Annotated in this window: 9 protein-coding genes; 5 read left to right on the forward strand and 4 right to left on the reverse strand. The window is 60.2% G+C overall.

Going from position 1 to position 13,681, the window contains the following annotated elements; translation table 11 throughout:
- Nucleotides 1–310 precede the first annotated feature (310 nt).
- On the forward strand, nt 311–2,392 hold the full coding sequence (locus LIS66_RS13025) for a putative bifunctional diguanylate cyclase/phosphodiesterase (RefSeq protein ID WP_227974460.1): 2,082 nt from the start codon (nt 311–313) through the stop codon (nt 2,390–2,392).
- A 243-nt stretch (nt 2,393–2,635) separates the two neighbouring features.
- Nucleotides 2,636–3,382 carry an SDR family oxidoreductase gene (locus tag LIS66_RS13030; RefSeq protein ID WP_227974461.1) on the forward strand — a complete coding sequence of 249 codons (747 nt, stop codon included), beginning with the start codon at nt 2,636–2,638 and terminating at the stop codon, nt 3,380–3,382.
- A gap of 125 nt (nt 3,383–3,507) precedes the next feature.
- On the opposite strand, the gene mapR is transcribed toward LIS66_RS13030, so the two are convergent.
- The 3 genes from mapR to LIS66_RS13045 form a co-directional block, all read right to left on the reverse strand.
- The gene (gene mapR / locus LIS66_RS13035; RefSeq protein ID WP_042609855.1) at nt 3,508–4,917 is read right to left on the reverse strand and encodes a GntR family transcriptional regulator MpaR; all 1,410 of its coding nucleotides are present in this window, start codon (nt 4,915–4,917) and stop codon (nt 3,508–3,510) included.
- Nucleotides 4,918–5,155: 238 nt separating this feature from the next.
- Nucleotides 5,156–6,586, reverse strand: coding sequence for a cytochrome c oxidase accessory protein CcoG (gene ccoG, locus LIS66_RS13040; protein ID WP_227974462.1), 1,431 nt, complete (start codon nt 6,584–6,586; stop codon nt 5,156–5,158).
- A gap of 195 nt (nt 6,587–6,781) precedes the next feature.
- Nucleotides 6,782–7,030: a DUF3203 family protein gene (locus tag LIS66_RS13045; RefSeq protein ID WP_116657976.1), complete on the reverse strand. Its 249-nt coding sequence runs from the start codon at nt 7,028–7,030 to the stop codon at nt 6,782–6,784.
- Between the two features lie 124 nt (nt 7,031–7,154).
- Here LIS66_RS13045 and LIS66_RS13050 point away from each other — a divergent pair, with 124 nt between their 5' ends.
- The gene (locus LIS66_RS13050) at nt 7,155–7,667 is read left to right on the forward strand and encodes an MgtC/SapB family protein (protein ID WP_042609858.1); all 513 of its coding nucleotides are present in this window, start codon (nt 7,155–7,157) and stop codon (nt 7,665–7,667) included.
- Between the two features lie 120 nt (nt 7,668–7,787).
- Here LIS66_RS13050 and LIS66_RS13055 read toward each other — a convergent pair whose 3' ends face one another.
- Nucleotides 7,788–7,946, reverse strand: coding sequence for a hypothetical protein (locus LIS66_RS13055; RefSeq protein ID WP_165839195.1), 159 nt, complete (start codon nt 7,944–7,946; stop codon nt 7,788–7,790).
- Nucleotides 7,947–8,163: 217 nt separating this feature from the next.
- On the opposite strand from LIS66_RS13055, the gene LIS66_RS13060 reads away from it, so the two are divergent.
- Nucleotides 8,164–10,161, forward strand: coding sequence for an alpha-1,4-glucan--maltose-1-phosphate maltosyltransferase (locus LIS66_RS13060; RefSeq protein WP_227974463.1), 1,998 nt, complete (start codon nt 8,164–8,166; stop codon nt 10,159–10,161).
- Between the two features lie 177 nt (nt 10,162–10,338).
- A complete protein-coding gene (treS, locus tag LIS66_RS13065) occupies nt 10,339–13,680 on the forward strand; it encodes a maltose alpha-D-glucosyltransferase (protein WP_227974464.1) in 3,342 nt (1,113 codons plus the stop codon).
- Nucleotide 13,681 lies beyond the last annotated feature (1 nt).

Genomic DNA, 13,681 nt, shown 5'->3' on the forward strand with positions numbered 1-13,681 from the left:
CAGGGGATCTGTGCCTGGCGCGGGATTACCGGTAGCACAGGCCAATGTAGGAGTGAGCCTGCTCGCGATAGCGGTAAGTCAGCCAGCACATCATCGACTGACCCACCGGCTTCGCGAGCCGGCTCGCTCCCACAGGGGTGAGCTTAAAGCCCACCGCAGAGCCTTGTAGGACGATCGAACAAGCGTTTCATCGGCTTGATGGCAATTTGGTTACTTTGTCAGTGCGTTCTTCTGCGCAATCAGTACAATCGCCGCATTTGCCCGACCGAGAATGGAAGCAGTACGGTTTCGGCTCGTTACGAGAACGTCCATGCTCATCGGCAGTTACTCCTTCACTCTGGTTCTCATCTCGTTGTGCGTGGCCATTCTGGCTTCCTACACGGCGCTTGACCTGACCGGACGCATCGCCACGGCGAAAGGCCGGGCCGTGCATTTCTGGACGGCGGGCGGGGCGTTGGCGATGGGCGTTGGCGTCTGGTCGATGCATTTCATCGGCATGCTCGCCTTCAAATTACCGATCGACCTGGGCTATGACTTCGCCCTGACCGCGTTGTCGTTATTGATTGCGGTGCTTTCTTGCGGCTTTGCCTTATGGCTGGTCAGCCAGCCGAAGCTGCCACTGGCGCAACTGGCATTCGGCGCCTTGATCATGGGGGCGGGCATCAGCGCCATGCATTACACCGGCATGGCCGCGCTGCGCATGACCCCGGGCATCGATTACGACCCGACGTTGTTCAGCGCCTCTTTGCTGATTGCCGTCGGCGCTTCGGCAGCGGCGTTGTGGATTGCCTTTCGGTTGCGCCAGCAGTCGCCCTATGTGCGACTGATTCGCGCCGGCGCAGCGGTGATCATGGGTGTGGCGATTGTCGGCATGCATTACACCGGCATGGCGGCGGCGCAATTTCCCGATGGCAGTTTCTGCGGCGCGACGCTCAATGGTTTGAAGGGCAACGGTCTCGACAGTCTGGTGGTGGTCACTACGCTGGCGGTGCTGTCGATCGCCTTATTGACCTCGATTCTCGACGCCCGTCTCGAGGCGCGCACCGCTGATCTGGCGCACTCCCTGACCGTAGCCAACCGCGAACTCACCCAATTGGCCTTGCACGATCCGCTCACCGGCCTGCCGAACCGCATGCTGCTCGATGACCGGATCAATCAGGCGATCAGAAAAGTCGAGGAACAGGGCGGCTGCTTCGCCTTGATGTTCATCGATCTCGACGGCTTCAAACCGGTCAACGACGCGTTCGGCCATCACATGGGCGACCAGTTGCTGCGCGAAGTCGGCGTGCGCCTGCGTGAAGACTTGCGCAGCCAGGACACTCTGGCGCGGATCGGTGGCGATGAATTTGTCCTGCTCGTGCGGCTGAGCGAGCGCAACGATGCTCTGGGTCTGGCCGCACGCCAGGTGGGCCTGATCGGCCGCACGTTCCGCGTTGCCGAACATGACCTGCAGATTTCCGCCAGTGTCGGCATTGCTTTGTATCCGGGCAACGGTGACAACGCTCAAGAGCTGCTGATGAACGCCGACGCGGCGATGTACCACGCCAAGGGCGGCGGCAAGAACGGCTACAGCTTCTTCGATGCGTCGATGAACACCAACGCGCGCAAACAATTGCAACTGTTGCAGGACCTGCGCGCGGCCATCGAGCACAACCAGTTCTGCCTGCATTACCAGCCTAAATTCGACGCCGCCAACGGTCGCCCGGTCGGTGCCGAAGCGCTGCTGCGCTGGGCGCATCCACTGCATGGCATGTTGATGCCGGACAAGTTCATCGATCTGGCGGAGAAGACCGGGCTGATCATTCCGATGGGCGAATGGGTACTTAATGAAGCCTGCCGGCAGATGCGCGAATGGTACGTGCTCGGTTACACCGACTGGCGCATTGCCGTAAACCTCTCGGCGTTACAGTTCTGCCATGTCGGGTTGGTGCAAAGCGTGGCCAAGGCGCTGGCGACCCACCATCTGCCGGCCAACAGCCTGACCCTGGAGATCACCGAAACCACGGCCATGAGCGACGCCGATGCGAGCATGACCGTGCTGCAAGAGCTGTCGGACATGGGTGTCGACCTGTCGATCGACGACTTCGGCACCGGTTATTCCAGCCTGATGTACCTCAAACGCCTGCCAGCCAATGAGCTGAAGATCGACCGTGGTTTCGTCCGTGATCTGGAGCACGACAGCGATGACGCTGCGATCGTTTCGGCGATCGTCGCGCTGGGGCAGGCCTTGGACTTGCGGATTGTCGCCGAGGGCGTCGAGACCGGCGCGCAGCAGGATTTCCTGACCAAATTGGGCTGTGATTCGCTGCAGGGCTATCTGCTCGGCCACCCGATGCCGGCGGAGCGCTTCATGCAGGACATCGTGCGCGGGCAAAGGCTGGCGGTGGTCTGAGACCACAGACAGATCTGCCGACAAGACTGTTTGTGGCGAGGGAGCTTGCTCCCGCTGGGTGCGTAGCGCCCTCGGAATTTTGTGCGCGCTGCGCACTCAAGCGGGAGCAAGCTCCCTCGCCACAATGTCGCCAACCTGCAGACGGGATCAAGATTCGGGCCATTGACACAGCCCATGCAAAACCCGTCATTCGCAGTTATTCTTGGCCCCGACTGTTACGTGTGCACGTGGGAGAAGGCCAGCATGGATAAAGTCATTGTCATCACCGGTGGCGGGCGCGGAATCGGCGCTGCCACGGCTTTGTTGGCAGCCGCACAGGGCTACCGGATCTGCATCAACTATCAGTCGGATGAACAGGCCGCACACAGCGTGCTCGAGCAGGTTCGAGCCTTGGGTAGCCAGGCCATTGCGGTTCGCGCCGATGTCAGTATCGAAGACGAAGTGATTGCAATGTTTCAGCGCGTCGACAGCGAACTGGGCCGGGTCACCGCGCTGGTCAACAACGCCGGCACCGTGGGCCAGAAGTCGCGGGTCGATGAAATGTCCGAATTCCGCATCCTCAAAATCATGAAAACCAACGTCCTGGCGCCGATCCTCTGCGCCAAACACGCGATCCTGCGCATGTCGCCCAAACATGGCGGGCAGGGCGGAAGTATCGTCAACGTCTCCTCAGTCGCCGCACGCCTCGGTTCGCCGAACGAGTACGTCGATTACGCCGCGTCCAAAGGTGCGCTGGACACGTTCACGGTGGGTCTGTCCAAGGAAGTCGCCGGCGAGGGGATTCGCGTTAATGCCGTGCGTCCGGGCTACATCTATACCGACTTCCATGCCTTGAGCGGCGATCCGGATCGGGTCAGCAAGCTTGAGTCGGCGATTCCCATGGCCCGGGGCGGGCGGCCGGATGAAGTGGCCGAGGCGATTGTCTGGTTGCTGTCGGACAAGGCTTCGTATGCGACCGGGACGTTTGTTGATTTGGGGGGTGGGCGCTAGGGCTTTGGGTTTGTGTTGTCTGGTTTGGCGCCATCGCGAGCAGGCTCACTCCTACAAGGGAATCGCATTTCAAATGTAGGAGTGAGCCTGCTCGCGATAGCAATGGCCCGGCCAACACATAATCATCAAAACGACCGCACAATCCGCCCCAACGTCTCCATGGCCTTCTCCGATTCCTCGGTCCACGGGCTGCCGTAGTTCAAGCGAATACAATTCCTGAAGCGCTGGGTCGGCGAGAAAATCGGCCCCGGCGCGATGCTGATGCCTTGTGCCAGCGCCATTTGAAACAATTTCAGCGAATCCATCTGCTCCGGCAATTCCAGCCACAGAAAATAGCCGCCGGCCGGTTGGCTGACCCGGGTCTGCGCGGGGAAGTAACGGGCGATCGCTGCGAGCATCGCGCGCTGCTGTTCTTCCAGGGCATAACGCAGCTTGCGCAGGTGCCGATCGTAGCCGCCGTGTTGCAGATAGTCGGCGATCGCCGCTTGCGCCGGCATCGACGCGCACAGCGAGGTCATCAACTTCAGCCGTTCGACTTTCTGCGCATAACGCCCGGCGGCGACCCAGCCAACGCGATAGCCGGGGGCGAGGCTCTTGGCGAACGAGCCGCAATGCATGACCAGTCCTTCGGTGTCGAAGGCCTTGGCCGGTTTCGGCGCCTGCTGACCGTAATAGAGTTCGGCGTAGACATCGTCCTCGATCAACGGCACCTGATGCTGACGCAGCAGTTCGACCAGTTCCTGTTTTTTCGCCTCGGGCATGCTCGCGCCCATCGGATTCTGGAAACTGGTCATGCACCAGCAGGCTTTGATCGGATGACGTTCCAGGGTTTGCGCGAGCACGCCAAGGTCGATGCCGTCACGCGGGTGCACGGGGATTTCCACCGCTTTGAGCTTCAGACGCTCGAGCACTTGCAGGCTGGCGTAGAACGCCGGGGCCTCGATGGCCACCAGATCACCGGGTTCGGTCACCGCTTGCAGGCACAGGTTCAGCGCTTCGAGCGCGCCGTTGGTGATGAGCAATTCTTCCATCGGCAGCATCAGCCCGCCGACCATGTAGCGCAGGGCAATCTGCCGGCGCAGTTGCGGGTTGCCCGGCGACATATCGGTGACGACCATGCGCGGATCCATCTCCCGCGCGGCGCTGGCCAAGGAGCGCGACAGACGCTGCAGCGGGAACAGAGTCGGGCTGGGGAATGCCGAGCCGAACGGCACGGTATTCGGGTCCTTGATCGAGTCGAGTACCGAGAACACCAGTTCGCTGACGTCGACTTCGGTGGATTCGTTGACCTGGCTGCTGATGACCGGCTCGGAGAACGTGTTCGGCGTATGGGCGTTGACGAAGTACCCGGAACGCGGCCGGGCGCGGATCAGGCCGCGGCGTTCGAGCAGGTAATAGGCCTGGAACACCGTCGACGGGCTGACCCCGTAAGTCTGGCTGGCATAGCGCACCGACGGTACGCGCTGGCCGGGACCGAGCACGCCAGAGCGAATCAGTTCAGCGATGTCATCGGCGAATTTTTCGTAGCGTTTCATCGGTGGGCCTTGGTGGACTTGATTGTGTGGGGTGTCAGGGAAGGAGCCCTCACCCTAGCCCTCTCCCAGAGGGAGAGGGGACTGATTGGGGGATGCTGATGAAATACGCCGACCTGACAGTGCTTTGCCGAATCCATAATCGACTCGGTCTTTCAGGTCGATGCATAGCGACAGACACCTCGGTCGGCTCCCTCTCCCTCCGGGAGAGGGCTGGGGTGAGGGCAGCAATGCCAGCTCCTCAACGATTCATCGGCGCCACAAAGCGGCTCTTCGCCACGCTGTAAACCTGCGGCTGGTCACTGTCTTCAATCCTGAAACTCAACGTCTGCGAACTACTGGCCGGGCGCTCTGAAGTCATCGCCACCGACACCGGCACATCGACAATCTCTCCCGGCGCCAGGCTCAGTTGCGTTTTGCCCTGCAATTCAAACCCATCGCCATCCACCAGACTCAACCGGTACTCCTGGTGCTGCTGAGTCTTGTTGATCACCTTGAGCGAGTAGATATTCTCGATCTGCCCCTGAGCATTCTCACGAAACAACCCGCGATCCTTGGTCACGTCCAGTGACACCATCGGACGCTCGATCAAGGCCAGTACCAACGCTCCAATCATCACCACCAGCACCGCCGTGTAGCCAATCAGACGCGGACGCAGCAGGTGGGTCTTGCCGCCCTGCAGTTCGCGCTCGGAACTGTAGCGGATCAAGCCGCGCGGGTAATGCATTTTGTCCATGATCGAGTCGCAGGCATCGATGCACGCCGCGCAGCCGATGCATTCCATTTGCAAACCGTCGCGGATGTCGATGCCGGTCGGGCAGACCTGCACGCACAACTGGCAGTCGATGCAGTCGCCCAGGCCTGCTTCGACCGGGCGCACGTCACGCTTGCGCGGGCCACGGTTTTCGCCACGGGCGGCGTCGTAGGCAATGGTCAGCGTGTCCTTGTCGAACATCACACTCTGGAATCGCGCATACGGACACATGTGCATGCACACCGCTTCGCGCAGCCAACCGGCGTTGATGTAGGTGGCGGCAGCGAAAAACAGCACCCAGAACAGGCTGACGCCACCGATTTGCAGGGTCAGCAATTCTTCGGCCAATGGCCGGATAGGAGTGAAGTAACCCACGAAGGTCAGGCCGGTCATCACGCTGATTGCCAGCCACAGCGTGTGCTTGGCCGCGCGGCGCGCCAGTTTGTTGAGACCCCACGGCGCGGCTTGCAGTTTGATCCGCTGGTTGCGCTCGCCTTCGGTGATCTTCTCGCACCACATGAAGATCCAGGTCCACGAACTCTGCGGGCAGGTGTAACCGCACCATACCCGCCCGGCGAACACGGTAATCGCGAACAGACCGAACGCGGCGATGATCAGCAGCGCCGAAAGCAGAATGAAATCCTGCGGCCAGAATGTCGCGCCGAAAATGTGGAATTTGCTTTCCGACAAATCCCACAGCACCGCCTGGCGGCCGCCCCAATTGAGCCAGACAGTGCCGAAGAACAACACAAACAAAAAACCGGCGCCGCTTATACGCAAGTTGCGGAACAGACCGGTGAAACTGCGGGTGTGGATCTGCTTGTCGCTGGATTGGACAATTGCCCTCAGCGGGCGCGCAGGGACGTTTTTTATCGTCGGCGATGCTTCTACGGTTCGGACGGGGATTTGCTCGCTCATGGTCGTTCGCTCATCAGCCTCTATCAGGCTGATGCACTATGAGCGCCGATCTGTTAGCAGAACAGATTCAGGTCTGGCAATAAAAAGCGGATCAGATGAGTTTTGGTACAAGGCCTGCGACAACTTGAAGCATCAGGCCGGGCGCGGCGCAAACGCCTGGCGCAGGCGTTTGCGCAGAGTATTGAGCGAGATCAGTCAAACTACCGAATCAGAGTCATCGGCCTTCAGGTGTTTGCGCCCGTCCCTGGCCCCGGCGACGGTCAAGGCATCAGCCTCGGCTTCAGTGATGTAGGTGCGTTTGCCTTCGATGTCCACGTACGACATGGCTTTTTCGCTATCGGTCATGACTTCGAGGGTGTCGCAGATGCGGATTTCCTCGCCGTGTTCGACGGTGAAAAAACACACTTTCTGCTCAGGGTTGGATTCATCGATTCGCACGGGCATGTCGGCAGTCCTTTTTTGCAGGGAGGTCTGCACATTAGGACGCGCAGCGTGCCGATTGTTCTGCGCAACCGATTAATGGTCGCCGTTGTCCATCGCTTATCGAACCAATAACAAGGGAAGCACGATGGAAGACTGGTGGGATGAAGTGTGGGCAACGATGCAAGCCGAATTTGCCGACATCGGTGATGCCTCGCAATTGACGCGGATCACCGTACGTCTGGTGATGGCGGCATTACTCGGTGGGATTCTCGGATTTGAGCGTGAACATAAAGGCAAGGCCGCCGGGGTGCGCACGCACATGCTGGTGGCCTTGGGGGCAGCGCTGTTTGTTCTGGTGCCGCAGACCTCGGGCGCGGAATCCGATGCGATGAGTCGCGTGTTGCAGGGTGTGATTGCCGGGATCGGCTTCCTCGGCGCCGGCACGATTCTGAAAAATCAGCAGGGCGATGAAGCTCATGTCAAAGGCCTGACCACAGCTGCCGGTTTATGGATGACGGCGGCGATCGGCGTGGCGGCGGGGCTGGGCAAGGAAGCGACGGCATTGCTCAGCACCATCCTGGCGCTGGCGATCTTCAATGTGATGCCGCACGTGGTGAGAGTGTTCGAAAAGGATGTCGACAAGAACGACCACCTCTAGCCAATCGCTCGGTCCCGTGTAGGAGCTGCCGAAGGCTGCGATCTTTTGATTCGCAGCGTGGCAAAAAAAGATCGCAGCCTTCGGCAACTCCTACAGGGATGGCAGAGAGACATGCAGGGGTCAGAGGATCACCGGTGGCATGGTGCTCGGCGGTTCTTCCTTTGGCGGTGGCGTGGTGCCGGGCGGTTCTTGCTCTGGCACCGGTGGCGGCTCGGTCTCGGGCAGGGTGGGTTTGTCGATGTTCGGATCGGGCGTGTGGGCCGGGATCGGGATGCTCATCTGGTGACCTCCTTATGGCACATGGCGTGAGACGTGCTTAAGTGAGTTGACCCGGCCACGGCAAATTCGATCCGCGGCTTTGTCTTGTTAATTTCATCTGAACTTTTCCCCGCGCCGGTTGCTCGGAACCTAAGTGAGTTCATGACAGGGCCGGTGCTTTGTCGCGAATACTGTTCCGGCACAAGAGCGTCCTTGGGGCGTTAAGGAGAGATGCTCAATGACTGCTGAAAGACCTTCAGAGCTGAGTTACAACCCGCACATGCCGCTGTCGCAGGCATTACTGCTGCCACGTATCGTCATCGAAAACACCATGCCGACCCTCGACGGCGGCCAGTTTGCCGTCAAGTCGATTGCCGGGCGCGAAGTGGTGGTGACCAGCAAGGTGTTTGCCGACGGCCATGACAAGCTCGCCGTACGCATCCGCTGGCGCGAGGAAGGCCAGGAAACCTGGCAGACCGAGGTCATGTCCGATCAGGGCAACAACACCTGGCAAGGCCAGTTCCGTCCCGAGGAACAGGGCCGCTATCTATATTGCATAGAAGCGTGGATCGACCATTTCGCCAGCTTCCAGTACGAACTGGAGAAGAAACACAACGCTGCGGTGCCGGTGTCTCTGGAGCTGCAGGAAGGCCGGACGATGGTGCAACAGGCCGCCGAGCGCAGCGAAGGTCAGCTCAGCGAGCAGCTGGCGGCGCTGCACCATGAATTGTCCGGCCTGCTCGAAACCGAGCAGGTCGCGCTGTTTCTGCACTCGCGCAGTGCGGATTTGATGGCTCAGGCCGACCACCGCGCCTATCTGAGCATCAGCGCGGAATTTCCCATGGACGTCGAGCGCGAACTCGCCGAGTTCGCCAGTTGGTACGAGCTGTTTCCGCGCTCGATTACCGACGATCCCAAGCGGCACGGCACGTTCAACGACGTGCATTCGCGCCTGCCGATGATTCAGGACATGGGCTTCGACGTGTTGTACTTCACGCCGATTCATCCCATCGGCCGCGCCCACCGCAAGGGCCGCAACAACTCCCTCACCGCCGGGCCGGACGATCCAGGCAGCCCGTACGCGATCGGCAGCGAGGAGGGCGGTCACGAAGCGATTCACTCGCAGCTCGGCAGCCGTGAAGATTTCCGCCGGTTGGTGGCTGCTGCTGCCGATCATGGGCTGGAAATCGCTCTCGACTTCGCCATCCAGTGTTCCCAGGATCACCCGTGGCTCAAGGAACATCCGGGATGGTTCAACTGGCGCCCGGACGGCACGATCAAATACGCCGAAAACCCGCCGAAGAAATACCAGGACATCGTCAACGTCGACTTCTATGCGCCGGATGCGATTCCGAGCCTGTGGGTCGAGTTGCGCGACATTGTCGTCGGCTGGGTCAAGGAGGGCGTAAAAATCTTCCGCGTCGACAACCCGCACACCAAACCGCTGCCGTTCTGGCAATGGCTGATTGCCGATGTGCGCACGTTGTATCCGGAAGTGATCTTCCTCGCCGAGGCCTTCACCACGCCGGCGATGATGGCGCGTCTGGGCAAGGTCGGTTACTCGCAGAGCTACACCTATTTCACCTGGCGCAACACCAAGGCCGAACTGGCGGAGTATTTCACCGAGCTGAATCAGTCGCCGTGGCGCGAATGCTACCGGCCGAATTTCTTCGTCAATACCCCGGACATCAACCCGGCGTTCCTGCACGAGTCAGGCCGTCCCGGTTTCCTGATCCGCGCGGCCTTGGCAACGATGGGCTCGGGGCTGTGGGGTATGTATTCGGGTTTTGAGCTGTGCGAATCGGCACCGGTCCCGGGCAAAGAGGAATATCTGGATTCGGAGAAGTATGAAATCCGCGTCCGCGATTTCACCGCCCCGGGCAACATTATTGCCGAGATCGCCCAGCTCAACCGTATCCGTCGGCAGAACCCGGCGCTGCACACCCATCTGGGCCTGAAAATCTACAACGCCTGGAACGACAACATTCTGTACTTCGGCAAGCGCAGCGCTGATGGCAGCAACTTCATTCTGGTCGCAGTCAGCCTTGACCCGCATAACGTGCAGGAAGCGAATTTCGAACTGCCGTTGTGGGAAATGGGCCTGCCGGACGACGCCACCACCCACGGCGAAGACCTGATGAACGGCCATCGCTGGGACTGGCACGGCAAGTACCAGTTCATGCGCATCGACCCGGCGTATCAGCCGTTCGGGATTTGGCGGATCAGCGCTACGTAGTAAATGGCGCACCTGTGGCGAGGGAGCTCGCTCCCGCTCGACTGCACAGCAGTCGCAAAGCCCGCAGGCGCCGTAAGTTCGTATCAATGCATTGGGGTTGCTTCGCAACCCAGCGGGAGCAAGCTCCCTCGCCACAGGGTTTCTGCTGTGGCTTTCAGCATTCAACAGGAGTTCCACATGGCGAAGAAACCCAAGGCAGCCGCCTTCATCAAAGACCCGCTCTGGTACAAGGACGCGGTGATCTATCAGGTTCACGTCAAATCGTTTTTCGACTCCAACAATGACGGGATCGGCGACTTTCCCGGGCTTATCGCTAAACTCGATTACATTGCCGACCTCGGCGTCAACACCATCTGGTTGCTGCCGTTCTATCCATCGCCACGCCGCGACGACGGTTATGACATCGCTGAATACCGTGGCGTGCACAGCGACTACGGGACGATGGCCGACGCCAAGCGTTTCATCGCCGAAGCGCACAAGCGCGGGCTGCGGGTGATCACCGAGCTGGTCATCAACCACACTTCCGACCAGCACCCGTGGTTCCAGCGTGCACGCAAAGCCAAGCCCGGTTCAGCGGCGCGGGACTTCTATGTCTGGTCCGATGACGACCAGAAATACGACGGCACGCGGATCATCTTCCTCGACACCGAGAAGTCCAACTGGACCTGGGATCCGGTAGCCGGCCAATATTTCTGGCACCGTTTCTATTCCCACCAGCCGGATCTGAACTTCGACAACCCACAAGTAATGAAAGCCGTGCTGTCGGTGATGCGTTACTGGCTGGACATGGGCATTGACGGTCTGCGCCTCGACGCGATTCCGTACCTGATCGAGCGCGACGGCACCAACAACGAAAACCTGCCCGAGACCCACGACGTCCTCAAGCAGATCCGTGCCGAGATCGACGCCAACTACCCCGATCGCATGCTCTTGGCCGAGGCCAACCAATGGCCGGAAGACACTCAGCTGTATTTCGGTGACACCGATGCTGCTGGGTTGAATGGCGACGAATGCCACATGGCGTTCCACTTCCCGCTGATGCCGCGCATGTACATGGCACTGGCCCAGGAAGACCGTTTCCCGATCACCGACATCCTCCGCCAGACCCCGGAAATCCCAGCGAACTGCCAGTGGGCGATTTTCCTGCGCAACCACGATGAGCTGACCCTGGAAATGGTCACCGATCGCGAGCGCGATTATCTGTGGAATTACTACGCGGCTGACCGTCGCGCGCGGATCAACCTCGGCATTCGCCGTCGTCTCGCGCCGTTGATGGAGCGCGACCGTCGCCGTATTGAGCTGCTCAACAGCCTGCTGCTGTCGATGCCCGGCACGCCGACCCTGTATTACGGCGACGAAATCGGTATGGGCGACAACATCTACCTCGGCGACCGCGACGGTGTGCGGACGCCGATGCAATGGTCGATCGACCGCAACGGCGGTTTCTCCCGCGCTGATCCGGCGAGTCTGGTGCTGCCGCCGATCATGGATCCGCAGTACGGCTATCAGTCGGTCAACGTCGAAACCCAGTCCGGCGATCCTCACTCGCTGTTGAACTGGACGCGGCGCCTGCTGGCGGTGCGCAAGCAATCGAAAGCCTTCGGCCGTGGCACCTTGAAAATGCTCTCGCCGAGCAACCGTCGCGTGCTGGCTTACACCCGCGAATATACCGACGCCGACGGCAAGCACGAGATCATTCTGTGCGTGGCCAACGTCTCGCGCAGTGCGCAAGCGGTCGAACTGGATCTGTCGGCTTACGTCGGCATGGTGCCGGTGGAAATGCTTGGCGGTAACGCGTTCCCTCCGATCGGCCAGTTGAATTTCCTCCTGACCCTGGCGCCATACGGCTTCTATTGGTTCGCCCTGGCAGCGGAAAACCAGATGCCGAGCTGGCACGTCGAGCCGGCGCAGAGCCTGCCGGACTTCACTACGCTGGTGCTGAAAAAACGCATGGAAGAACTGCTCGAAGCGCCGTCGCGTACGACGCTGGAGCAAAGCATCCTGCCGAGCTGGCTGCAGAACCGTCGCTGGTTCGCCGGCAAGGACGCGGCCATCGAAAAGGTCAATCTGGCTTACGGTGTGCGCTTCGGCGATGCCCAGCATCCGGTGCTGCTGAGCGAAATCGAGGTCACCAGTGGCGGCCAGACCAATCGTTATCAACTGCCGTTCGGCTTCATTGCCGAAGACCATGTCGGCCCGCCGTTGCCGCAGCAATTGGCGCTGTCGCGTGTACGCCGTGTGCGTCAGGTTGGCTTGATCACTGATGCATTCAGTCTGGAAACCTTTGTCCGCGCGGTGCTGCAAGGCATGCAGAACAACACGGTATTGGAGTCGATCGAAGGCGAAATCCGCTTTGAACAGACCCCGCATCTGGAAAAACTTGGCCTTGGTGCTGAGTCGGATGTGCGCTACCTGTCCGCCGAGCAATCGAACAGTTCGGTGGTGATCGGCAACAGTCTGGTGCTTAAGCTGATACGCAAAGTCGCTTCTGGCGTACACCCGGAACTGGAGATGAGCGCTTACCTGACCGAGGCCGGGTTTGCCAATATCTCTCCACTGCTCGGTTCGGTGATTCGCCGTGACGCACAGGGCGAAGATAACCTGCTGATGATCGCCCAGGGCTATCTGAGCAATCAGGGCGACGCGTGGGAATGGACGCAAAACAACCTCGAGCGGGCGCTGCGCGACGAACTGGCCGACGCCATGTCCGAGCAGGAGCAGCATTACAACGCCTTGGGCGAGCTGAGAGACTTCGCCGGCATGCTCGGCCAGCGTCTTGGCGAGATGCATCAGGTGCTTGCTGCACCAACCGACAACGCCGACTTTGCTCCGCAGGTGTCGTCGAGCAAGGACATGGCCGCGACAAGCAAGGACGTCACCGCGCAGGTTGAACATGCCTTGAAATTGCTCAAGCAGCATCAAGGCGAGTTGAACGCCGCGGACCAGAAACTGGTCAAGCGTCTGCTCGATGAGAAGAAAACCATCCTTGCCCATGTGCAGGACCTGGCGAAGAAAGCCACCGGTGGTTTGCGCATTCGCGTGCACGGCGACTTGCATTTGGGTCAGGTACTGGTGATCAAGGGCGATGCCTACCTGATCGACTTCGAGGGCGAACCGGCGCGGCCGTTGAGCGAGCGTCGCGGCAAGCACAGCCCGTACAAAGACGTCAGCGGTGTATTGCGTTCGTTCGATTACGCAGCGGCGATGACCATCAACGTGCACAACGTTGATAACAGCACTGAAGCTGAAACAGCGCGCAAACGCGTCGCTGAGCGTTATCTGCGCGAGGCACGCGAGGCATTTGTGCAGGCATATCGCGAGGCGGCAGCTAGTCTTGAGCATGCCTGGCAGGATCCTCAAGGCGCCGACGCCGCGCTGGCGTTGTTCGGCCTGGAAAAAGCCGCTTATGAAGTGGCCTACGAAGCGGAAAACCGCCCAACGTGGCTGCCCGTGCCGTTGCACGGCTTGTATGGATTATTGACTGGGCTTAAACCCTTTTCCGATCTTGGTGGAGAGTAGT

Origin of the sequence: Pseudomonas sp. HN2 (assembly GCF_020736465.1) — a bacterium.
GTDB classification, from domain to species: domain Bacteria; phylum Pseudomonadota; class Gammaproteobacteria; order Pseudomonadales; family Pseudomonadaceae; genus Aquipseudomonas; species Aquipseudomonas moraviensis_A.

Bases quoted from the DNA above. Each gene is read 5' to 3' on its own strand.
- LIS66_RS13025 (WP_227974460.1), top strand. From the start codon at position 311: ATGCTCATCGGCAGTTACTCCTTCACTCTGGTTCTCATCTCGTTGTGC.
- LIS66_RS13030 (WP_227974461.1), top strand. From the start codon at position 2,636: ATGGATAAAGTCATTGTCATCACCGGTGGCGGGCGCGGAATCGGCGCT.
- mapR (WP_042609855.1), bottom strand. From the start codon at position 4,917: ATGAAACGCTACGAAAAATTCGCCGATGACATCGCTGAACTGATTCGC.
- ccoG (WP_227974462.1), bottom strand. From the start codon at position 6,586: ATGAGCGAGCAAATCCCCGTCCGAACCGTAGAAGCATCGCCGACGATA.
- LIS66_RS13045 (WP_116657976.1), bottom strand. From the start codon at position 7,030: ATGCCCGTGCGAATCGATGAATCCAACCCTGAGCAGAAAGTGTGTTTT.
- LIS66_RS13050 (WP_042609858.1), top strand. From the start codon at position 7,155: ATGGAAGACTGGTGGGATGAAGTGTGGGCAACGATGCAAGCCGAATTT.
- LIS66_RS13055 (WP_165839195.1), bottom strand. From the start codon at position 7,946: ATGAGCATCCCGATCCCGGCCCACACGCCCGATCCGAACATCGACAAA.
- LIS66_RS13060 (WP_227974463.1), top strand. From the start codon at position 8,164: ATGACTGCTGAAAGACCTTCAGAGCTGAGTTACAACCCGCACATGCCG.
- treS (WP_227974464.1), top strand. From the start codon at position 10,339: ATGGCGAAGAAACCCAAGGCAGCCGCCTTCATCAAAGACCCGCTCTGG.